The sequence below is a fragment of the Desulfovibrio desulfuricans genome, from assembly GCF_024460775.1.
Lineage (GTDB): Bacteria > Desulfobacterota > Desulfovibrionia > Desulfovibrionales > Desulfovibrionaceae > Desulfovibrio > Desulfovibrio desulfuricans_E.
The window spans coordinates 15,393-36,294 of the sequence record NZ_JANFYZ010000019.1 but is presented as its reverse complement, the minus strand read 5'-3'; the positions used below and the strand labels follow the sequence as shown (position 1 = coordinate 36,294).

Genomic DNA, 20,902 nt, shown 5'->3' with positions numbered 1-20,902 from the left:
GGTTGGGCGCGAACAATATGTAAGTCCTTCTCCGTTATCGTCTAGTCTTGTTGTGGAAAAAAAACAAAAAATTCCTTTTGTGCCCTGCGCCCTCATTGACTGTCGGGTTAAAAGAGCTGTAGCTTTTTTTTTCACATACCCTTTCTCTGGTATGTCAAATAACATCAGGAGGAGACCTATGGAATTTGGCAGAAGAACACTATTGACAGGGCTTGGCGGGCTTGTACTTGCGGGCGGTATGACATCTGTCGTCGGCAACAGCCTTGCTGCGGGGCAGACGCAGCCGGGTGGCCGTTTTGAGCAGGTCGGTGGAGATCATGGCTGGAAACCGCACAAGCTTGATCCCAAGGAGTGCGCAGAAGTGGCCTACCTTGGCTACTGGCACAACGACTACGGCTGTGGTTATGGCGCGTTTTATGCCATCATTGGCCTAATGGCAGAAAAATACGGCGCGCCGTACAACCAGTTTCCCTTTGCCATGCTCGAGGCCAACAAGGGCGGCATTTCGGATTGGGGCACAATTTGCGGGGCTCTTTATGGCGGCGTATCAACCTTTTCCCTGTTCTGGGGCAGAAAGGAAGTGCGGCCGATGGCCAATGATCTGTTCCGCTGGTACGAAACCGCAAAGCTCCCCGTGTTTGATCCCGGTGAAAAGGCACTGGGTTTCAAGGGGAGCCTGCCGCAGAGTGAATCGGATTCGGTTCTGTGTCACATCTCTGTTTCCAAGTGGTGTTACGTCAATAAAATTGAAGCCGAAAGCAAACAACGCAGCGAGCGTTGCGGCAGGCTGACGGCTGACGTGGCAGCAAAAACGGCGGAAATTCTCAACGCCAAGATTGATGCAGGCAAAGATTACAAAGGGGTATTCCCCGTGCAGAAGTCCGTGTCATATTGCGGCGAATGCCACCAAACCAAAGGAAATGAAGCCAACTGGGCCAAGGGAACCATGGACTGCACCCCCTGCCATAGCGGCGCAAAGGGTACAATGAACAAGTTCAAGGATCATCCCTAGCCTTTTTGTCTAACGCTTGGCATCTGTGCCTGTTAGCCTTGCAGTGCAGGCATCGAACATAAAACAAACAGCGCCGAAACCTGGGTTTCGGCGCTGTTTGTTGCTTGTGCCGCCACGAGGCAGCACATCCTTATATATTGGGTTTACTCTGGCTGGCGTCGCTTTTGCGGATGTCGTCAAGGATGCCCGTTACAATATTGACCTGAGCGGCAAGGTCGCGCACCTGACCGGCGGCGGCATTGGTGGCCTCTGCTATGCGGGCGCTCAGCGTGTTGACCTCGGCAATATTGCGGTTGATTTCTTCCGAAGCTGCCGACTGCTGGGTGGCTGCCGCGGCAATGGCGGAAACCCGGCTGCTGGAATCGCCAGCAAGATTTGAGATAAGGTCAAGCGAGTGCCCCGATTCCTGCGCCATGTGGCTCACCTCTTCAATGGAATTGACCGTGGTATCCACCGTGGTGGCGCTTTTGCTGGTGCCTTCCTGAATGGCGGCAATGGCTTTTTCCACCTCGCTGGTGGCGCTCATGGTTTTTTCGGCCAGTTTGCGCACCTCATCGGCCACCACGGCAAAGCCGCGGCCTGCATCGCCAGCGCGGGCGGCTTCAATGGCGGCGTTAAGGGCAAGCAGGTTCGTCTGGTCGGCAATGTCGCGGATAAGCGTCAGCACGGCGCCAATGTCCCTTGCCTGTTTGTCCAGCGTGCTCATTTCACCCTTGAGGCCAGAGGCCTTGCCTTGCACTTCCTGCATATTCTTGATGGTGCGCAGCACAATGTCCGCGCCTTCCTGGGCGTGTCCCTGCACGGAATTGGCCGCATCGGCAGCGCCATCTGCATTGTGGGCCACTTCAAGCACGGTGGAGTTCATTTCGTCCATGGCAGTGGCGGTTTCGGCCATGCGGTCGGCCACCGTGCCGGACTTGTCGCGTACATCGTTGAGTGATTTGTCGAGAGCGTTGGCGGCATGCTGCAATGTTTCCACAACGCCCTCAAGCTGGTTCACAGTCTCCATGCGGGCCTTGTGCGCGGCTTGCTCGGCCTTCTTCTCAAGGGCAATGCGTGCGGTGATGTCCTCGCCGATTTCCACATGGCCCACCACGTTGCCGCGCCGGTCCTGCAAAAAGTCGAGCATGATCTGCATGGTTTTGCCATTGGGCATCTCATTGATGACCCGTTTGTTGCCCAGGCGCAGTTGTTCAATGCCGCACTGCGGCGTGTTGCAGATGTTGCCCTGCTTTTCCGAGCAATGTTTGCCCACCACATCGCCCTGACAGGATTTATTCATGCTTTCAAGCGCGACCTTGTTGCAGAAGGTCCAGACCATGTCGTTATCTGTTACCGAAATGGAGAGGGGCAGGGTATTGAGTATGCTCTCGTACCAGTGAGCCTGGCCTTCGAGCTTGGCTACCATTTCTTGCAGGGCCGTGGCCATGTGGCCCAGACAGTCGGAACGGTCTATGTCCAGCTTTGCTTTTTCATCACCTGCGGCAATAGCCTTGGCGTAGAGTACAATTTTGCGGATGGGGCAGAGCCTGTTGCAGATAAAGAAGGAGCCGGCAACGGCTAGCAGGAGTGTAAAGCCGCCGCCAATCAGCAGGGCTTTCAGTGTGGCAGCGCCGGACAGGGCATCGCCCAGAACCATGGTAAACCCGATGAGCATGGCCATACAGGCCAGTACGAGACCCGCGACAAAAACAAAAATGATGCGATAAGCCAAAGTCATGTTCATGGAATAGAACCTCATCCTGCGCCTTTGATTTGCTAGCAAACGCCATTTGGCCTGGGCGCTGTCAGTTGGCCAGTGCAAAGCAATGCAACGCGCAAACAGAAACCATCCCACTGAGATTCCTGAAAGTTCTTACGATGCATATGTCTTTGGCAAAACACATAGCATATATTATGTATCTAATAGTATATGCCAGGAGGCAGAAAAACAAGGGGATTGTGCAAATGTGCACAAATCACAAGCGCATTGCAGGGCAAGGCAGACAATCTCCGTGTTGCCCTTCTTACGGCATAATCATCGAAAGATTTATAGCGGAGTGAAAAAAAAAGACGAGTCGCTGAGTTGGGTATGCGGAATGTCAGGAGAGATCCTGCCGGAATTGCAGGGATTGTCGCAAGGTTTCTTTGTCCATGAATTTTACTTCGGCCCCAAGGGGGATACCCTGTGCAAGACGCGAAACGCGCACGGCAGGGAACTGCCTGCGCACCATCTGCCGAATGAAGGAAGCTGTATTTTCTGCCTCAAGCGTCGCACCCAGGGCAAGAATAAGCTCATGCACCTCGCCTTCGCCCAGGCGCTTCACAAGCCTGTCCATGTCGAGGCTGTCGGAATCCATGCGCTCAAGAGGGGCGAGCAGGCCGCCCAGTATCAAATACTGGCCGTGATAAAAGCCGCCTTCGTCCAGCGTGAGCATGCTGTCCCATTCCGTGACAAGGCAGAGCGTATCGCGGGCGCGCTCCGTATCGGAACAGACCGCGCAGGGGTCAGTGGAAGAAAGCCCGCCGCAGCGCGAGCAGAGGTGCAGATTGTCGCGCAGGTCGTGGATGCCGCGCCCAAGACGCCGTGTTTCGGCTTCCGGCCATTTGAGCAGGGCCATGGCGGCCCGCATGGCGGATTTGGGGCCAAGGCCCGGCAGACGCGAAAGCTGCTCTACCAGGGCCTTGAGCGGTTCGGGAATCCGATCGTGCATGGCTCTAGAAAAGGCCGGGCAGCTTGATGCCGCCGGAGATGGAGCTCATTTCGCGCTCCATGGTTTCACGGGCGATGCGGCCGGCTTCGTTAACAGCAGCCAGAATAAGATCCTGGAGCATTTCAACATCGTTGCCTTCAAGGGCCTTGGGGTCAATGATAAGTTTGCGCAGTTCCTGCTTGCCGGAGACTTCGGCCTTGACCATGCCGCCGCCGCTGCTGGCTTCGTAGCTGTGTTCGCCCATTTCCTGCTGGAGTTTGGCGATCTTGTTCTGCATAACCTGCGCCTGGCGCAGAATGTCGTTCATGTTCCGCATGTGTTTCTCCTTGCGTCTGTTGCATGCTTCCGGTTCCGGCGGCTTGGGCCGGGCGGACGCGGAAAGTTTTTTTCAGTTGCCAGCGGACTCAGCGGTTATCCTGATCCACCGGGCGGCACCCTTTGACCCGTGCGTTCAGCACTTCAAGGCAGGGTTGCAACTCGGGTCTCTGGCTGAATTCTTCAATCAGTTCCGCCTCGGGGCGATAGGGCCGGGGCGCCACGAGTTCAAGTTGCGTCTGCCCTGCGCCGTAGGCGGCCAGAGCTGCTGTCAGCTCCTCACGTCCGCGTTCAAGCTGGAACAACTGGGTTTCAGCCTTGGGGGCGAGGCGTAAAATTCCGTCAGCCCATATGGCGCTCACGCTGCGCAGCAAATGCTGGCGCGGCATGTCGCGCCCGGCACCTTGCCATGAAGAGCAAAAATCACAAAATGCCGCCCAGTTGCAGGCAGCCTGACCTTCCTGCTTGCCCTGGCCTGGTGTGCCCGCGCCGCCCCGGTTGAAGCCTTGCCCGTCAGCGACGCTTGCGCCGGAGTCCGGCTGGTCAGAATTACTGGAGCCAGCTCCATTTTGTCCAGAATCATCTTGCCCGAAATTTCGTGAGTCAGAATCTTCCTGACGGAGGGCCTTCTGGCCGGGGCTACCCTGATTTGGCCTACCCAAATCTGAGATGGCCAGATCTGTGCTGCCCTGATCAGCTTGCGCTGCTCCTGTTTGCGCACCGGGCCGCCAGGGGCGGTGCGTGGGGGCAGCAAAACTCTGGGCCGCGTCAGGCTCGTCAGATTCCGCATCGTCCGCATCATTGGCGGCGTGCTGCCCGGTGGCGGCATCCCTGGGGCGGGATTGAGCCACCTGCGCGCTTCCGGCGGGCATTCCCGCACTGCTTTCCATACGCTGCGCAGAGGGGGGCACTGCCTGAGCCTGCTGTTGGCTTCCCTGTGCGGCTGCCTGACTTGGGGCCTGCACTGATGACTGACCAGCTCCGCCAGCCTGGCCGCCGGGGCCGGGCGTGGCCTGCCCAACGGGCAGCAACTGCGGCAGCAGGGCAAGGTTGAGCAAAAGCAGTTCAAGCGCTGCTGCTGGTTCCGGGCTTTGCACTATGCCGCGTTGCGCGTCAAGAGCCATCTGCCATGCCGCGTGCAGGTGAGCGGCAGAAAATTGCGGGGCAATGCCCTGCCAGAGGGCGGCTTCGTCTGCGGGGAGGCGCAGGCTCGGCACAATGGCCTGACCACTCTGGCGCAGCAAAAAGAGGTTGCGCAGATTGCCCGCAAGCTCACGCATGAAAAAGCCAATATCCACACCCTGCTGCAATATCTGCCCGCACAGGTTTGCCACGGCGGCGCAATCCTGCCCTTGCAGGGCGGTAAACAGCTCTGCAAACAGTTCCTGCCCTGCAAGGCCGAGCACCTGCCGGGTGGCTGCAACGGTGAGTTCCTCGCCGCCAAGGGCGAGGGTCTGATCGAGCAGCGACATGCTGTCGCGCACGCTGCCCGCCGCCCTGCGAGCAATAAGCCGCACGGCCCCTTCTTCAAAGGCCGCGTTTTCCTTGCGTAGCACGGCGGTGAGGTGGGCAAAGAGCGCGTCTTCGCTCAGGTGGCGAAACACAAAATGCTGGCAGCGGCTCACAATGGTGATGGGGAATTTGTGCGCCTCGGTGGTGGCAAAGATAAAGACCACGCGTTCCGGCGGTTCTTCCAGCGTTTTCAGCAACGCGTTGAAGGCGTTGCGGGTGAGCATATGAGCTTCGTCAATGATGAAAATCTTGTAGCGGCCTTCCATGGGCGCGTAGCCGATGGTTTCACGCAGGGAGCGGGCGTCTTCCACACTGTTGTTGGAAGCGCCGTCGATTTCGGTCACGTCAACGTGAACGCCCTGGGTGATCTTGCGGCACTGCTCGCACTGGTTGCAGGGTTCCGGCCCCGGAGCGTGCTGGCAGTTGAGCGCCTTGGCAAAAATACGGGCAATGGTGGTTTTGCCCACGCCGCGAGTGCCGCTCAAAAGGTAGGCGGCTGCGGGCCTGTCTTCTGCCGCAGCACGGGAAAGGACGGCCTTGACCATGTCCTGTCCTGCTACCTGGGCGAAGTTTTGCGGCCTGTATCGTGCGGCGAGGGAAAGATGTTTCATGGCGCTCGTTGCCTTTGAAAGATGACCAACGGGCTGTCGGGCAGTCCCGGATTGCGCTATGCGCGAACCCGCAGGAAAGGCTGTTACCTGTTGTGTCCGTGTTGCGCCGGATTACGACGCAGGGCGGACTTGTTTACTCTTTGGTATCCGGCAGCCCCGCGAGGGCGGAGCTGCCGGATGCATATCTCTCTAAGCGGCGGCATTGCGGCCCGCCGTTTGTCTGCACTAAATGGTAAAGCGGTGCAGCCAGCCTTCGTATTTGGGATTTTCGCCCTTGACGATGGCAAAGTATTCTTTTTGCAGGTGCTTGGTCACCGGGCCAGCGTGCCCAACGCCGATCTGGCGGTGGTCAAGCTCGCGGATGGGGGTGATTTCAGCCGCGGTGCCGGTAAAGAACGCTTCATCAGCGATGTAGAATTCATCGCGGGTGAACTGCTGTTCTTCCACGGTGTAGCCGAGGTCTCTGGCAAGCTTCATGACGGAGTCGCGCGTGAGGCCGCCCAGAATGGACGTCCAGGGCGTGGTTTTGATCACGCCGTCGCGCACGATAAAGATGTTCTCGCCCGTGGCTTCGGAAACATAGCCGTTGGTGTCGAGCATCACGGCTTCGTCATAGCCGTCTTCCTTGGCTTCCACCTTGGCAAGGATGGAGTTGATGTAGTTGCCGGCGGCCTTGGCCTTGGACATGCTGGTATTCACATGGCTGCGGGCAAAGCTGCTGGTCTTGACGCGGATGCCCTTTTCAAGAGCTTCTGCGCCAAGATACGCGCCCCAGGCCCAGGCGGCGATGATGGTCTGCACCGGGTTGTTGCCGGGGTAGACGCCCATTTCGCCATGGCCCACGAAAGAAAGGGGGCGCACGTAACCTTCGGGCAGTTTATTGGCCTTGAGGGTCTCAATACAGGCGGCTACGAGCTGTTCAGCCGTGAAGGGTACTTCCAGGCGCATAATCTTAGCGGAGTTAATTAGGCGCTTGCAGTGGTCTTCCAGACGGAATACGGCAGAAGTGCCGTCGGCGCAGGCGTATGCGCGAATGCCTTCAAATACGGCGCTGCCGTAATGCAAGGCGTGGGTCAGCACATGAACCTGTGCTTGTTCAGAAGGGAGCATTTTTCCGTCAAACCAGATAAACTTTGCGTTCTGCATGGCTTTCCTCCGCAGTAGCCTGCTGTATAAGACGCGGGCGCGCCGGGGCAGTCCCGGCGGTTGCCGCAAGAGCAAAAATCTACTGAAAATGACCGCATATGGCAAGCAATTGCGCCAGTGGGAGAAAGAATATCCACAATTGCGGGCGCATGGAGCGAGCGCCAGGAACATGCAAGGGGGATGCGCGGCGGGCAGGGCGGGTAATGCCGCCTGAAAACTGCCCAATAATAAGGGCTGGCCCTGAGGATGGCGATGCCGTATGTTCAGGGTCAGCAAACAAGTATTATGAGGCCGGAATTATGAGCGAAACATATGTGCTGGGCATTGACGCCGGGGGCACGCACACCGATGCCGTGCTGCTTGCCTGCGATGCCGCCGCAGAAGAACTGGCTCCGGGCGAAATTGGCGCAGAGGGACTTGGTGCCGAAGCTTTGCCCCCCGCCCGTTTGGTGGCCAGCGCCAAGGCGCGCACCCGTCACGACAATCTGCCCGCGTCTGTGCGCGAGGTGCTCGCCGCCCTGGCAACGGCTGCCCCTGGCTGCGATTTTGGCGCTATTTCACGCGTGACCCTTGGGGCGACCCTGGCCGTCAACGCCCTGGTGCAGGATCGCGCCGACCCTGTGGGGCTGGCCCTTTCCGCCGGGCCGGGGCTTGATCCGCATCGTTTTGCAATGGGCGCGCATGTCTGCGTTGTTCCCGGCGGGCTGGACCACCGGGGCGTGGAGGTCAGCCCCCTGCGCACTGCCTCCTTGCCTGCCGCTGTCAGGGAATGGGAGGCGGCGGGGGTTGCCGCCGTGGCCTGCGTGGGCAAATTTTCGCCGCGCAATGCCGTGCACGAACTGGCCATGAGCGAAGCCGTGCGGTCGGCTGTGCCGCAGATGTCCATAACCGTGGGGCACAGGCTCTCGGGGCGGCTCAACTTTCCCCGGCGCATGGCAACCGCCTATTTCAATGCCGCCGTGCAGCGCCTGCACAATGAATTTCTGGATGCCGTGGAGGCTGCCCTTGCCGAGGCTGGCATCACAGCCTCCGTGCGTCTGCTCAAGGCGGACGGCGGCGCGGTGCCGCTGACGCTTTCGCGCCGGGAGCCAGTGCAGTCCATACTTTCCGGCCCTGCGGCCAGCGTCATGGGCGTGCTCGCCCTGTGCGGCGGCAGCAAGGCCATGCGGCAGGGCTGCTCCCTGTTGCTCGATATGGGCGGCACAACAACAGATATGGCGCTCTTTGTGGACGGATCTCCGGTAGTGGACAGGGACGGCATGCTGCTCAAGGGGCGGCGCACCCTTGTGCGCGCTCTGGCTTCGGTTTCCATCGGTGTGGGCGGCGATTCGCTGCTTGCGGTGGATACCGCGCCCGGCGCTGCGCGCCCGGTTCATGTCGGCCCCTTGCGCGAAGGCCCGGCCATGGCCTTTGGCGGTTCCCGTCCCACCCTGCTGGATGCCCTGAACGTATTGAATTTTGTCGCTGGCTCGACTGGCGCGCAGGGTATCAATGGCGGGGATGCCGTGGCGGGCGATGTGACCGCATCCACGGCGGGCATTGCCGCACTGGCCGCAGAGCACGGCCTGTCCCCGGAATCTCTGGCCCAAATGGCCGCAGACGATGCCCTTGCGCAGGTGGCCGCCGCCGCCAGCGCCCTGACTGATGGCATCAATGCCCGCCCCATTTACACCCTGGCGGCCCTCAAGGCAGTGCGCGAGGCGCGCCCGCAGCACGTGTGGCTGGTGGGCGGCCCTGCGGCCTGCGTTGCCCGGCGCATGTCCAAAGCCCTGAACATGCCCGTGGAAACACCGCCATACGCAGATGTCGCCAATGCCGTGGGCGCGGCCCTGACCCTGCCAACAGACGCGCTGGAACTCTATGCCGATACCGGGCGCTGCGTGCTGACAATCCCGGCCCTGGAGCTGACCGAGCGCATTGGCAAGGGCTACAGCCTGAGCGAAGCCCGCCAGCGGGCCAGCGCCATGCTGCGTGACAGGCTGGAGGCGGCTGGCGTCAGCGGCGCGCGGGTGGAAGTGACCGAGGCGGACATATTTGCCACGCTGGATGACGCGGGTTTTGGCAGCAAGGATATTCGTGTTGTTTGTCAGGTTGTTCCCGGTCTCTCCGCTTCCATGAAAATTATGTGAGCGGGTGTGCCGTGCGTGGCTTTTGCCCTCCGGCTGCGTCAAAATATTGCCCGGTGTCGGTCGAGTACCGCTATGTACACTCCCTCCACGGACAATATTTTTCCTTGCCGGAGAACAAAATCCATCGCACGGCGCTCCCGCTCACGAAGAGACAAGGGCTTCAGAATTTCGGCGGAGAGCAAACGGTGCTCAGGGGAGGCCGACTCTGACGAACGTGCGGCCCTGAGGAAGGGAAATTTGCGCATGGCGCACCCGCTCATGAAAGTATGGGGTAGTGAAATTTCGCTGGAAAACAAGAATCAGCAACCACTTGTTGCAGGAAAGCACGTTGCTTTGCGCGGCGGATTGATATGAAAAGTCCTCAGGGATACACCATAGCACAGGCAACGGCATGTCATGTGCCCCTGCTGGCGGCTATTGAAGTAGCCGCTGCGGGGATTTTTCCTCCAGGCTCCATACCGGATCACATCCGTTCCGATTTCACGCCTGTGGACAAACTTCATGAAGCTGTTCAAAACGGCCTTCTCTGGGCGGCCCTTGACCATGCGGGCAATCCTGTGGGCTACGCCTATGTGCGGCTGATTGACCATGCTGCCCTGCTGGCCCAGATTGACGTGCACCCCGACCACATGCGCAAAGGCATAGGCGCGGCGCTCATTGGCCGGGTTGCAGGGCGCATGCGGCAACGCCAAATGCCCGCACTCTATCTGACAACGTTTACCCACGTGCCCTGGAACGCGCCATTTTACGCCCGCTTGGGCTTCACTGCTCTGGAAGATGCGGGCATGCCCCGGTTTCTCAAGGATATTCTTGAAGAAGAAAAGCGCTGCGGCCTGACCAACCGCATCGGCATGCGCCTGTCCCTCGCGGGGGAGGCCAACTAGATATGTTTGCCACGGCAATATGGCTGGCACTTCCAGTCTGTGCCATTCACATTATTACCACCAGTCAGCTACACCATGCAGATAGTTCTTTTTGAGCCGGAAATTCCCCCCAATACAGGCAATATCGCCCGGCTGTGCGCCGCCACGGATACCACCCTGAATCTCATTGAACCTCTGGGCTTCAAGCTTGAAGACCGCTACCTCAAGCGTGCAGGGCTGGATTACTGGCCCAACGTGCGGCTGCGCGTCTGGCCCGATTGGGCCGCCTTTGCAGCGCAAGGGCAGCAGGGCGCACGCCTTGTGCTGACCTCGGCCAAAAAAGGGCAGGTCAGCGCCCCGGTGCACCAGTTTGCCTTTGAACCGGAAGATTGCCTCGTGTTCGGGCCGGAGACGCGCGGTCTGCCGCAGGAAATTCTGGCGCTTTCACCCCACCGTATCCGCATTCCCATGCTGGAGGGCCGTGTGCGCAGCCTCAACCTTTCCACCTCGGCGGGAATTGTGCTGTATATGGCCCTGGCCCGCACCGGCCTTATGGAGAATTGGGCGTGAGTCTGGCGCAGCTATTCCCCTATTCCGTGTGGGAATGCTGGTGGCTTGCCCCTCTGGCCCTGATTTTTGATCTCTGGCTGGGCGATCCTGCCCTGCCCTGGAGGCACCCTGTCTGCGTGGTGGGCAAGCTGCTGGACTGGCTGGAAGCCCCGGCGCGGCGCGTTATGCGCAAGAACGGGCCGGATGCCGAACGCCAGCGCGGGCGTTTTGCCGGGGCGATTGCCCTGGCGGTGCTTGTGGGGCTGACAGGTGTTGCGGCATGGGGGCTGGTTTCCTTGCCGGTGCTTGGGCCACTGCTGGCCCTGTATCTGGCCTGGGCCGGGCTTGCTCTGGGCAGCTTGCTGCGCACCGGGCAGGAAGTGCTGCGCCGGGTCGAACACTATGACGAGCCGCAAGCGCGCGAAGCGCTTTCGTGGCTGGTCAGCAGGGATACATCCAGCATGGACCGTCTCCTCATGCGCAAAACGCTGGCCGATACGCTTTCTGAGAATCTTACGGACGCCTTTATGGCTCCTTTTTTCTGGCTGCTCGTGGGCGGGCCCGTGGCCATGTGGTGCTACAAGGCCGTGAGCACCACTGATTCCATGTGGGGCTACGTGACCGAAAAGTGGCGCTGGCTGGGCTGGGCCGGGGCGCGCGGCGATGATGCGCTGGCCTACCTTCCTGCCCGTTTGTCGGCCTGTGCGGCCTGCCTTGCGGACAGATGCGTAGCCATTTGCGAGCATCATCTGCGGTTTTTGCCCGGTCGGCTGCGGCCCGTGCGCGTGTGGCAAGGCCGCTGGCCCGGTTTTCGGGTTGTGGCCCGACAGGCCGTAGGTATGCCAAGCCCCAATTCCGGCTGGTCCATGACGGTCTGCGCATGGTTGTGCGGCGCGCGCATGGGCGGGCCGTCCGTGTACTTCGGCACGCTGACGCCAAAACCCTGGCTCGGGCCGGAACAGGACGAGGCCGCGCCCTGGGATCGCAAGCGCTTGCTGGCGCTTTGTGAACTCTTGCGCTATAGCGCCTTGTGTGGGGGACTGACGCTCTGGCTGTGCTTCATGGTGGTCAGTCTGCCTAATTTTTGAGGAAGATATGCTGTTAATAGTTCTGGGCGCTGTATGCCTGCTGGTGGGTATTCTGGTCGGGCTTACGGGCGTGGGCGGTATTCTTGTTCCTCCGGGCCTGATCCTGCTGAGCGGGCTTGAGCCGCACGAGGCCATGGGGACGGCGCTGGCGTCCTTTTTGCCCATTGGGCTGGTGGGAACCGTCATGTATCGCCGTTTGGGCCATGTGGACTGGTCGCGGGCCACGCCCTTTATGATCGGCGGCCTCGCGGCTCTGCCCGGGGCCGTGCTCAACGCCAGCATCAACGCAAAGCCGCTGGTAATTTTGCTGGCGGGCATCATCCTGTTTGCAGGCTTTTGCGTATTGCGCCCCCCCAAGGCTGGCGGCAGCGTTTTTTGGCAGAGCAGGGCGGGGTTTTTCTTCATCGGGGCGAGCACGGGCTTTCTGGCGGGCATGACTGGCGCTGGCGGCCCGGTGCTGACCATCCCGTGGATGATAGCCGCTGGGGTTGCCCCCATGACGGCTGTGGGCCTTGCCATGCCGTATCAGGTGGTTACAGCCCTGTTTGGCACGGTGGGCAATATAGCTGACGGGCATGTGGATTTTGCCCTGCTGCCGATAATATGCATTCTTGAAGTCGCAGGGTTTGCTGGCGGCGTGGTTCTGGCAAAACGCACGCCCACAGGCATGCTGCGCACCCTCATTGGCGGCGTGTGCTGTTTGCTGGGCCTGTTCCTGCTGGTGCGGGAGCTGGAGCAGTATTTTTTGAATTGATCGGAATGGATTTGTCCAAAGCAGGCTTGGGCGGGCTTTGACCGCCACAAGGCGAGTGCCCCGGACGTTGATTGTTTTATATGGGCAGACTTGATCCGGGCAGCCCCTTTTGCCGCAAGGCAAGTGTGCCGTCCATTGCATTCCCCGAGGGGGCCGCATGAATATCGCCGCGCTTTTTATCCGCCGCCCTGTGGCCACTGTGCTGATAATGCTGGGCATGCTGTTTTTTGGCGTGTCGGGGTATCGCAACCTGCCCGTAAACCAGTTGCCCACCGTGGATTTTCCCACCATTCAGGTGCAGGCCGAACTTGCCGGGGCCGATCCGGAAACCATGGCCTCATCCGTGGCTACGCCGCTGGAAAAAGAATTTTTCACCATTGCGGGCATCGACTCCATTTCATCTGTCAATTCTACGGGCCGCACACGCATCACCATCCAGTTTGCCCTTGACCGCAATATCGATGCGGCGGCTCTGGACGTGCAGTCGGCCATCGGCCTTGCCCAGCGCCGTTTGCCCTCCAACATGACCGTGCCGCCGAGCTTCCGCAAGGTGAACCCCGCGGATCTGCCCATCCTGCAACTGCGCGTATCATCTGCCACCTTGCCGCTCTATGTGCTTAATGAATACGCGGATACGCTCATAGGCCAGCGACTTTCCATGGTGGACGGCGTGGCTCAGGTGGTCATTTACGGGCAGAAGCAGTACGCAGTGCGCGTGCAGCTGAATCCGGACGAGCTGGCCACGCGAGGCCTTGGCATTGACGAGGTGGCAGAGGCTGTTGCCGCAGCCAACAGCATGCTGCCCACAGGCTCGCTGGAAGGGTCGCACCGGGCTGATTCCATCAAATCTTCGGGCCAGCTTATGAACGCCCGCGCCTTCAGCGACGCGGTGGTGGCCTACCGCAACGGCGCGCCCGTGCGCCTGCGCGATCTGGGCGAAGTGGTGGACAGCTTCAAGCAGGACAAACAGCTCACCTGGAGCAACGGCGGCGCGCCCAGCATCATGCTGGCCGTGGAGCGCCAGCCCGGCACCAATACAGTGCAGGTGGTGGATTCCATCCGCGCCCTGCTGCCCGCGCTGGAAAAACAATTGCCGCCCTCCGCCAAGGTGGAGGTTTTTTACGACCGCTCCGAGTCCATCCGCGAATCTGTGGCAGACGTAAAATTCACTCTGGTGCTCACGGTATTTCTGGTGGTGCTGGTCATATTTATCTTTTTGCGCAACCTGCCCGCCACCATCATTCCCAGCCTTGCCCTGCCCATGTCGGTTATTTCGACCTTTGCCGTCATGTCTGTGCTGGGCTACAGCCTGGACAACCTCTCGCTCATGGCCCTGACTCTTGCCGTGGGCTTTGTGGTGGACGATGCCATCGTCATGCTTGAAAACATCGTGCGCCATCAGGAAATGGGCAAGGATCCGCAGACAGCGGCCTTTGACGGCTCGGCGGAGATCGGCTTCACCATTGTTTCCATGACGCTCTCGCTGGCGGCGGTGTTCATTCCCGTGCTGTTCATGGGCGGCATTGTGGGGCGGCTGTTCCGCGAATTCGCGGTGGTGATCATTGGCGCGATTCTGAGCTCCGGCGTGGTTTCACTCACGCTCACTCCCATGCTCTGCGCCTATTTTTTAAAGGCTCAGGGGCGGAACATGGCCGGGCACAAGCCTGCCGTGAGCGGGATGTACGGCGCGCTCGAACGATGTTTTGACCGCCTGGCCGACCTGTACGCCCGCTCGCTGGATGTGGCGTTGCGCCATCGGCGCATTACCCTGTTGGCCTCGTTTGGCCTGTTGGCCCTGACAGTATGGCTGGGCATGGTCATTCCCAAGGGTTTTTTGCCTACGGAAGACATGGGCCTGTTGCAGGCCAGTACCGAGGCGGAGCAGGGCGTGTCCTTTGAGGGCATGGTGCGGGCGCAGCACAGCCTTGACCCAATGCTGGAATCATCCACCCATGTGGCGGCCTACAACTCCATTGTGGGCATTGTGGGCGGCAGCCAGAGCATGAACAACGGCATCCTGCTCATGCGGCTGGCAGAGCACGACAAACGCCCCGGCATTGAGGCCGTGGCCCAGAAGCTGCGCAAGGATCTCAACACCTCGCCTTCCATGCGCGTATTTGTGCGTGTGCCGCCCACCATCAGCATTGGCGGCCGCGCCTCCAAGGCCCTGTATCAATACACGCTGTTTGGGCCGGATATGGGTTCGCTTTTTGAAAGCGCCCAACGCATCGAGGATGCCCTGCGCAAGCTGCCGGAATTGCAGGACGTCAACAGCGACCTGCAACTCAAGAATCCTGAACTGCGCGTGACCATTGACCGCAACCGCGCCGCAGCTCTGGGCGTGACCCCGCAGCAGATAGAGCTGGCCCTGCAGTCGGCCTACGGTTCGCGCGAGGTTTCGACAATTTACGCGCCTACGGATGACTATTCGGTCTTTGTGGAATTGCAAAAGCCCTTCCAGAAAGACCGCTCGGCCCTTTCGCGGCTTTATGTGCGCTCCAAGAGCGGCGATCTTGTACCGCTGGATACTCTTGCCAAACTTTCCACCGGTGTTGGCCCCATCGCGGTCAACCACAACGGGCAGTTCCCGTCCGTGACCATCTCGTACAACCTGCGCCCCGGTATTTCGCTCAGTCAGGGCGTAGGCGCGGTGGAGGCGGCGGCGCGCCCGCTGCTGCCCGATACGGTGACCGCCGAATCGCAGGGCACTGCGCAGGCCTTTCAGAGTTCGCTCAAAGGTATGGGCTGGCTGCTTGTGCTGGCCATTGTGGTCATTTATCTTGTGCTGGGCATTTTGTATGAAAGCTTTATCCACCCGTTCACCATTCTTTCCGGCTTGCCGTCGGCGGGCTTTGGCGCGCTGGCGACCCTGTGGCTGTTCGGCATGGAGCTTGATCTGTACGGCTTTGTGGGCATCATCATGCTGCTTGGCATCGTAAAGAAAAATGCCATCATGATGCTCGATTTCGCACTGGAAGCGCAGAAGAATGATCCGTCCCTTGATCCGCTGGCAGCCATTACCCAGGGCTGTCATGTGCGCTTTCGGCCTATCATGATGACCACCGTGGCCGCGCTCATGGGCGCGCTGCCCATTGCCGTGGGCATCGGCGCGGGGGCCGATGCCCGCCGTGCGCTGGGTCTGGCTGTGGTGGGCGGGCTGTGCTTTTCGCAGTTGGTCACGCTCTACATCACGCCAGTGTACTACTATTATATGGAAAAACTCTCCCGCAGGCTGGGACGCCTCTGGGGCGGACGTTTCAAGCAGAACCGGCAGGAACATGCGGAGAAAGGGCAAGCCTTTCCTCCTTCGCACTGATCCGGCCCTGGAGAACCTATGAGTATGCAGAATACCCCTTTTTCATCCATGCCCGCGGATTCCGGCGGGGAGCCTGTGTGCAGGCGCTGCGGCACCTGTTGCCTGCTGGGCGGGCCGACCCTGATGCTGAGCGACGCCGCATTGCTGGTTTCCGGCACGTTGACCCTCGAAGCCCTGGTGTGCCTGCGCGCCGGGGAGTGGGCGCGGGATGACTCGCGCAAGGCATTGCGGCCGCTGGAAGGGGAACGTCTCAAGATTGCCGGGCCCGGCGGCAGGGTGCACCCCTGGCGCTGCCGTTATTACCGCGAAGGCGCGGGCTGCGGCATCTATGAACAGCGCCCGGCCCAGTGCACGGCCCTGTTCTGCATGGACACCGGGCCGCTGGAGGCCCTGCTTGCCAAGGGTTCGCACCTTGGGCGGTATGCGGCTCTGAACGCGCTGGCCGACGGGATCCCCGGATTTTCAACTCTGAGTGCTGCCAGCAGGGCCTTGCTGCCTGACCTTGTGAGCGCGCATGAAGAGCAGGTTTCTGTGCGGGCGGTGCTTGAACTGGCCGACAGACTGGGATTTTTTCCGCAGCAGGGGCAAGGCCTGACGGTGGAGCGTTATGCGGAGCAAGGCCCGCTGGAGGGCAGCGAGCGGGAAGCCGCCGTGGCGGAACTGGGCGAAGCCGCCCGCATGGACGCGGCCTTTCGCGAGCTTTGCGTGGAGCGCGCTGGCGTACCCCGCGCCATGCTGCCCTTTTTGTTCGGCAGGTCGGTCAAGGATCTGCTGGCAGAGGTTGGCCTCAAGCCTGTTTCGGGCAGTTAGCCCAAGGCGCGGGCGATTTGTCTCTGCGGGGGTGGCACTGAACCTTTTGCGGGCAGAAAGGCGCTGTGTGTTTGACCCTCCTGCGGTTGACAGAACAGGCCTCCGTACCTAACCTTTGATGAAAGTAAAAAAAATCACGCCCCCCGGCGGGCAATGAAGGAAGCAACATGCCATTGTGCAGCATTGAAGAGGCCATTGCCGACATCCGGCAGGGCAAAATGATTATTCTGGTAGATGACGAAGGCCGCGAAAACGAAGGCGACCTCACCATGGCAGCCGAGCATGTGACTCCGGAAGCCATCAATTTCATGGCCAAGTTCGGCAGGGGGCTCATCTGCCTGCCTATGGCTCCCGAGATCATTGACCGCTTGCAACTGCCCCTGATGACCCAGCGCAACGGCTCGCGCTTTGGCACCAACTTCACCATCTCCATTGAAGCCCGCGACGGCGTGACCACGGGCATTTCCGCCGCCGACCGCGCCACGACCATCCTGGCTGCCGTGGCAGACAATGTGCGGCCTGACGATATCGTCACCCCCGGGCATATCTTCCCCCTGCGGGCCAAGGTTGGCGGTGTGCTTTCGCGCGCCGGGCAGACCGAAGGCGGCGTTGACCTTTCCCGTCTGGCCGGGCTCAAGCCTGCGTCCGTCATCTGCGAGATCATGCGCGACGACGGCACCATGGCGCGCATGCCCGACCTTGAAATTTTTGCCGAAGAGCACGGCCTGAAGATTGCCGCGGTCAAGGATCTCATCCGCTACCGCCTTGACCGGGGTCAGGTTTCGGTGCGCCGGGTGGCGCAGGCCCATTTGCCCACGCGCTTTGGCGACTTCTCTGTCATTGCCTATGAAAGCGAAAACGAACCCGGCACGCATCTGGCACTTGTAAAGGGCGACCTTTCCACGCCGGAACCGGTGCTGACCCGTATTCACAGCGAATGCCTCACGGGTGATGCCCTTGGATCACTGCGCTGCGACTGCGGCGGCCAGCTGGGCGCTGCCCTGCGCCAGATCGAAAAAGAAGGACGCGGCGCGCTGCTCTATATGCGTCAGGAAGGGCGTGGTATCGGCCTTGCCAACAAGATCAAGGCCTATGCCTTGCAGGATGAGGGCTACGATACGGTCGAAGCCAACCGCAAGCTGGGCTTCCCCCCGGATTTGCGCGACTACGGCACCGGCGCGCAGATGCTGGTTGACCTGGGCATCCACAAGATCCGCTTGCTGACCAATAACCCCAAGAAGATTGTGGGACTTTCCGGTTACGGCATAGAGATTGTGGAGCGGGTGCCCATTGAAATGGAAGCCTGCCCGGAGAATGAAAACTATCTGCGTACCAAGAAAGAAAAGATGGCGCACATGCTTTCATGCTCGTGCCTCCATTAGACCTGTTGCGCCGCCCCTTGGGGCGGCGCTTGTTTTTTTGCGGGGATTGAAGCCACAGGCGCGCCGTTGCGCCGCCGTTCTTGAAAAGTTGCAAAACAGGGAGCGACGCTATGGGCTTGGGTGAAATGCTGAAAACCCAGTTGGGTTTGCTGTGGAAGTTTCTCGGATTTTTTCAGCCGCCGGTGTTGCGTTTTTTGCACGCCCTGGTGGTCTGCCTGATAATGGTGCAGGTGCTGACGCAACTTTTTGGCCTTGGCGCCGTCCACATGATTCTGGGCCTTGTGCTGTGCGTGCTGGGATTTGGCCTTGTGGCATGCGGGCTTGGCATGCGTGGGCCGCGTCACTATTTTCCCTATCTGTGGGGCGACATGGCGCAACTTGCCAGTGACGTTGCGGCCATACGCAGCGGCAAGCTTATTATCGCGCCGCGCCCCAAGGGGCTTGCCTGTGTTGTGCAGGGCCTCGGCATGGGAGCCTTGAGTATGACCCTGCTCACTGGCCTGTGGTGGTTCCGCTCGTGGCAGATGGGTGATGCGTCGCACACAGCAGCAAGCCTGCACAGCGTATTTGTATGGCTTTTGATGGCCTATGCCGTTGGACATGGCGGCATGGCTCTGGGGCATTTTTTCTTCTGGAAGCAGGCCGCTGCAAAGAAACCCCGGGCAAGCTAACACAATTGGCCCGTCCGGGCATATCCGCTGGTATCTGCCGTTGACGGCAGCTGTTGGCAGCGTTAATTTTTTTGTGGCGGCGCGCGCTGCGCCGCCACATCCTCACAAGCTCCTGATTCCGGCATTCCCGCCTGTCTGGGCCATCTTTTTCACATTTTCTCACTGGTCGCATTTTGCGATGCCGTTGCTGGACATGGAATATTTTTTCATGGCAGCCGCAGAATTTTTTTTATGTGTTCCTTCCAGCCAGAGTGTTGGGAACATTGTGGGCACTGCGTCTTCACAATATCGCGCATAATGCTTAACTGTTTAAAACGATTTGAATTGCAATGATGCATATCGCATTGCCCAGGTATCGGTGCAACGACAGTGGGGAAACTTTTGGCGATAATGTCAGACTGTGATACCAAAGTTTTTTGGCTTGTGCCCTTTGCAAACTTGTCAAACAACGCTATACGTCTTCATTCTCGTAAAAAAGTTGACCGGCTGTTCAAACAACCGTATGGGAATCCAAATCTGTCAGGCCCGCGCAAGGGGCGCGAGGTCTGTGCCTTACCATAAAGACGTTCATGACGGACTTTTAAGGAGGCCTTATGGCAAGCCAGGCGTTGATTAAGGATTTTGAAGACATGATCGGCAAGGAAAACGTGTTCAGTTCCGAAGCCGACCGCATGAGCTATTCGTATGATTCTGCGGTGTTGCCGCCGGTCATGCCTTCTTTGGTGGTGCGCCCCACTACCAAGGAACAGCTCGGCCAGTGTGTGAAAAAACTGTATGACAATGGTATCCCCATGACCGTGCGCGGCGCGGGAACCAACCTTTCCGGCGGCACCATCCCGGACAAGTCCGAAACTGTGGTCATTCTGACCACCGGCCTTAACCGCATCATTGAAATCAATTCTGACGACCTCTACGCTGTGGTGGAACCGGGCGTCATTACTGCTGAATTTGCGGCTACGGTTGCCAAGAAAAATCTTTTTTACCCCCCCGATCCGGGTTCCCAGGCTGTGTCCACCCTCGCGGGCAACATTGCTGAAAACGCTGGCGGCCTGCGCGGCCTCAAGTACGGCGTTACCAAGGATTACCTCATGGGCATCGAATTTTTCGACGCCACGGGCGAAGTGGTCAAGTCCGGTTCGCGCACGGTCAAGTGCGTTACCGGTTACAACCTCGCCGGCATGATGGTGCAGTCTGAAGGCACGCTGGGCGTTATTTCTGAAGCCATCCTCAAGCTCGTGCCGCCGCCCAAGGCCTCCAAGGCCCTGATGGCCGTGTTCTCTGACGTGCAGGACGCCGCTGACGCTGTGGCGGGCATCATCGCCGCCCACGTTGTGCCCTGTACTCTCGAATTCCTCGACAACAACACCATCGTGCGCGTGGACGACTTCACCAAGGCTGGTCTGCCGCGCGAGGCTGGCGCCATCCTGCTCATCGAAGTGGACGGCCACCCTGCCCAGGTTGCTGACGATGCCGAAGCCGTTGAAAAGGTGCTGAAGGCCAACCACGCCACTGCCGTGCACGTGCCCAAGGACGCCGCCGAAAAGTTCAAGCTGTGGGAAGCCCGCCGCATGGCCCTGCCCGTGCTGGCCCGCGCCCGGCCCACCACCGTGCTTGAAGACGCCACCGTGCCGCGTTCGCAGATCCCCGCCATGGTCAAGGCCGTCAACGACATCGCGGCCAAGTACCGCCTTGAAGTGGGCACCTTTGGTCACGCTGGCGACGGCAACCTGCATCCCACCTTCCTGTGCGACAAGCGCGACGCCGACGAATTCAAGCGCGTGGAAGAAGCCATCGACGAAATGTTCGATACGGCTATCAAGCTGAAGGGTACGCTCTCCGGCGAACACGGCATAGGCACCGCCAAGTCCAAGTGGATGGAAAAGGAAACCTCACGCGGCACCATTCTGTTCTCGCAGCGGCTGCGCCGGGCTCTTGACCCCAAGGGACTGCTTAACTCCACCAAGCTGGTGGGCATCTAGGCAGTTCGCTCCGGCATTGCAGAGGCGGGGTCTTTTGGCCCCCGTCTTTTCCGGGGGCTGCCCGCCCAGTGC

The 20,902-nt window shown here is 60.0% G+C and carries 17 protein-coding genes; 12 read left to right on the top strand and 5 right to left on the bottom strand.

All coding sequences use genetic code 11. The annotated features are described in order from the left end of the window. The first annotated feature begins 178 nt into the window (after window positions 1-178). Complete coding sequence (locus NE637_RS14365; RefSeq protein ID WP_227118286.1) at window positions 179-1,012, top strand: split-Soret cytochrome c; 834 nt, start codon at window positions 179-181, stop codon at window positions 1,010-1,012. Between the two features lie 130 nt (window positions 1,013-1,142). On the opposite strand, the gene NE637_RS14360 is transcribed toward NE637_RS14365, so the two are convergent. The 5 genes from NE637_RS14360 to NE637_RS14340 all read right to left on the bottom strand — a co-directional run bounded on the left by NE637_RS14360 (window position 1,143) and on the right by NE637_RS14340 (window position 7,289). Continuing rightward, complete coding sequence (locus tag NE637_RS14360; protein WP_227118285.1) at window positions 1,143-2,738, bottom strand: methyl-accepting chemotaxis protein; 1,596 nt, start codon at window positions 2,736-2,738, stop codon at window positions 1,143-1,145. Between the two features lie 355 nt (window positions 2,739-3,093). Further along, a complete protein-coding gene (gene recR / locus NE637_RS14355) occupies window positions 3,094-3,705 on the bottom strand; it encodes a recombination mediator RecR (protein WP_022657734.1) in 612 nt (203 codons plus the stop codon). Between the two features lie 4 nt (window positions 3,706-3,709). Then, window positions 3,710-4,021 carry a YbaB/EbfC family nucleoid-associated protein gene (locus NE637_RS14350; RefSeq protein ID WP_192112277.1) on the bottom strand — a complete coding sequence of 104 codons (312 nt, stop codon included), beginning with the start codon at window positions 4,019-4,021 and terminating at the stop codon, window positions 3,710-3,712. An 88-nt stretch (window positions 4,022-4,109) separates the two neighbouring features. Then, on the bottom strand, window positions 4,110-6,143 hold the full coding sequence (gene dnaX, locus NE637_RS14345) for a DNA polymerase III subunit gamma/tau (RefSeq protein WP_227118284.1): 2,034 nt from the start codon (window positions 6,141-6,143) through the stop codon (window positions 4,110-4,112). A gap of 225 nt (window positions 6,144-6,368) precedes the next feature. After that, window positions 6,369-7,289 (bottom strand): branched-chain amino acid transaminase, encoded by a 921-nt coding sequence (locus tag NE637_RS14340; protein ID WP_022657737.1) that lies wholly within the window; start codon window positions 7,287-7,289, stop codon window positions 6,369-6,371. 299 nt (window positions 7,290-7,588) lie between these two features. On the opposite strand from NE637_RS14340, the gene NE637_RS14335 reads away from it, so the two are divergent. The 11 genes from NE637_RS14335 (at window position 7,589) to NE637_RS14285 (ending at window position 20,830) form a co-directional block, all read left to right on the top strand. Next, window positions 7,589-9,418: a hydantoinase/oxoprolinase family protein gene (locus tag NE637_RS14335; protein ID WP_227118283.1), complete on the top strand. Its 1,830-nt coding sequence runs from the start codon at window positions 7,589-7,591 to the stop codon at window positions 9,416-9,418. Between the two features lie 350 nt (window positions 9,419-9,768). Then, entirely contained in the window at window positions 9,769-10,302 is a 534-nt protein-coding gene (locus NE637_RS14330) for a GNAT family N-acetyltransferase (protein ID WP_227118282.1), read from the top strand. A gap of 75 nt (window positions 10,303-10,377) precedes the next feature. Further along, window positions 10,378-10,851 (top strand): tRNA (cytidine(34)-2'-O)-methyltransferase, encoded by a 474-nt coding sequence (locus NE637_RS14325; RefSeq protein WP_227118281.1) that lies wholly within the window; start codon window positions 10,378-10,380, stop codon window positions 10,849-10,851. Next, complete coding sequence (locus NE637_RS14320) at window positions 10,848-11,918, top strand: CobD/CbiB family cobalamin biosynthesis protein (protein ID WP_227118280.1); 1,071 nt, start codon at window positions 10,848-10,850, stop codon at window positions 11,916-11,918. The genes NE637_RS14325 and NE637_RS14320 overlap by 4 nt, the downstream gene beginning before the upstream one ends. A gap of 7 nt (window positions 11,919-11,925) precedes the next feature. Continuing rightward, window positions 11,926-12,672 carry a sulfite exporter TauE/SafE family protein gene (locus tag NE637_RS14315; RefSeq protein WP_192112283.1) on the top strand — a complete coding sequence of 249 codons (747 nt, stop codon included), beginning with the start codon at window positions 11,926-11,928 and terminating at the stop codon, window positions 12,670-12,672. Window positions 12,673-12,829: 157 nt separating this feature from the next. Continuing rightward, window positions 12,830-15,988, top strand: coding sequence for an efflux RND transporter permease subunit (locus NE637_RS14310; RefSeq protein WP_227118279.1), 3,159 nt, complete (start codon window positions 12,830-12,832; stop codon window positions 15,986-15,988). A gap of 18 nt (window positions 15,989-16,006) precedes the next feature. Next, window positions 16,007-16,798 carry a YkgJ family cysteine cluster protein gene (locus tag NE637_RS14305; RefSeq protein WP_227118278.1) on the top strand — a complete coding sequence of 264 codons (792 nt, stop codon included), beginning with the start codon at window positions 16,007-16,009 and terminating at the stop codon, window positions 16,796-16,798. Between the two features lie 167 nt (window positions 16,799-16,965). Continuing rightward, a complete protein-coding gene (locus tag NE637_RS14300; protein WP_192112286.1) occupies window positions 16,966-18,180 on the top strand; it encodes a bifunctional 3,4-dihydroxy-2-butanone-4-phosphate synthase/GTP cyclohydrolase II in 1,215 nt (404 codons plus the stop codon). 110 nt (window positions 18,181-18,290) lie between these two features. After that, window positions 18,291-18,851 carry a cytochrome b/b6 domain-containing protein gene (locus NE637_RS14295; protein ID WP_215647950.1) on the top strand — a complete coding sequence of 187 codons (561 nt, stop codon included), beginning with the start codon at window positions 18,291-18,293 and terminating at the stop codon, window positions 18,849-18,851. Continuing rightward, complete coding sequence (locus NE637_RS14290; protein ID WP_227118318.1) at window positions 18,781-19,149, top strand: hypothetical protein; 369 nt, start codon at window positions 18,781-18,783, stop codon at window positions 19,147-19,149. Before NE637_RS14295 ends, NE637_RS14290 begins: the two co-directional genes overlap by 71 nt. A gap of 295 nt (window positions 19,150-19,444) precedes the next feature. Beyond that, window positions 19,445-20,830, top strand: a complete 1,386-nt coding sequence (locus NE637_RS14285) for an FAD-binding oxidoreductase (RefSeq protein ID WP_215647951.1) — start codon at window positions 19,445-19,447, stop codon at window positions 20,828-20,830. The last annotated feature ends 72 nt before the right edge of the window (window positions 20,831-20,902 follow it).

Bases quoted from the DNA above. Each gene is read 5' to 3' on its own strand.
- NE637_RS14365 (WP_227118286.1), top strand. From the start codon at position 179: ATGGAATTTGGCAGAAGAACACTATTGACAGGGCTTGGCGGGCTTGTA.
- NE637_RS14360 (WP_227118285.1), bottom strand. From the start codon at position 2,738: ATGAACATGACTTTGGCTTATCGCATCATTTTTGTTTTTGTCGCGGGT.
- recR (WP_022657734.1), bottom strand. From the start codon at position 3,705: ATGCACGATCGGATTCCCGAACCGCTCAAGGCCCTGGTAGAGCAGCTT.
- NE637_RS14350 (WP_192112277.1), bottom strand. From the start codon at position 4,021: ATGCGGAACATGAACGACATTCTGCGCCAGGCGCAGGTTATGCAGAAC.
- dnaX (WP_227118284.1), bottom strand. From the start codon at position 6,143: ATGAAACATCTTTCCCTCGCCGCACGATACAGGCCGCAAAACTTCGCC.
- NE637_RS14340 (WP_022657737.1), bottom strand. From the start codon at position 7,289: ATGCAGAACGCAAAGTTTATCTGGTTTGACGGAAAAATGCTCCCTTCT.
- NE637_RS14335 (WP_227118283.1), top strand. From the start codon at position 7,589: ATGAGCGAAACATATGTGCTGGGCATTGACGCCGGGGGCACGCACACC.
- NE637_RS14330 (WP_227118282.1), top strand. From the start codon at position 9,769: ATGAAAAGTCCTCAGGGATACACCATAGCACAGGCAACGGCATGTCAT.
- NE637_RS14325 (WP_227118281.1), top strand. From the start codon at position 10,378: ATGCAGATAGTTCTTTTTGAGCCGGAAATTCCCCCCAATACAGGCAAT.
- NE637_RS14315 (WP_192112283.1), top strand. From the start codon at position 11,926: ATGCTGTTAATAGTTCTGGGCGCTGTATGCCTGCTGGTGGGTATTCTG.
- NE637_RS14310 (WP_227118279.1), top strand. From the start codon at position 12,830: ATGAATATCGCCGCGCTTTTTATCCGCCGCCCTGTGGCCACTGTGCTG.
- NE637_RS14305 (WP_227118278.1), top strand. From the start codon at position 16,007: ATGAGTATGCAGAATACCCCTTTTTCATCCATGCCCGCGGATTCCGGC.
- NE637_RS14300 (WP_192112286.1), top strand. From the start codon at position 16,966: ATGCCATTGTGCAGCATTGAAGAGGCCATTGCCGACATCCGGCAGGGC.
- NE637_RS14295 (WP_215647950.1), top strand. From the start codon at position 18,291: ATGGGCTTGGGTGAAATGCTGAAAACCCAGTTGGGTTTGCTGTGGAAG.
- NE637_RS14290 (WP_227118318.1), top strand. From the start codon at position 18,781: ATGGCGGCATGGCTCTGGGGCATTTTTTCTTCTGGAAGCAGGCCGCTG.
- NE637_RS14285 (WP_215647951.1), top strand. From the start codon at position 19,445: ATGGCAAGCCAGGCGTTGATTAAGGATTTTGAAGACATGATCGGCAAG.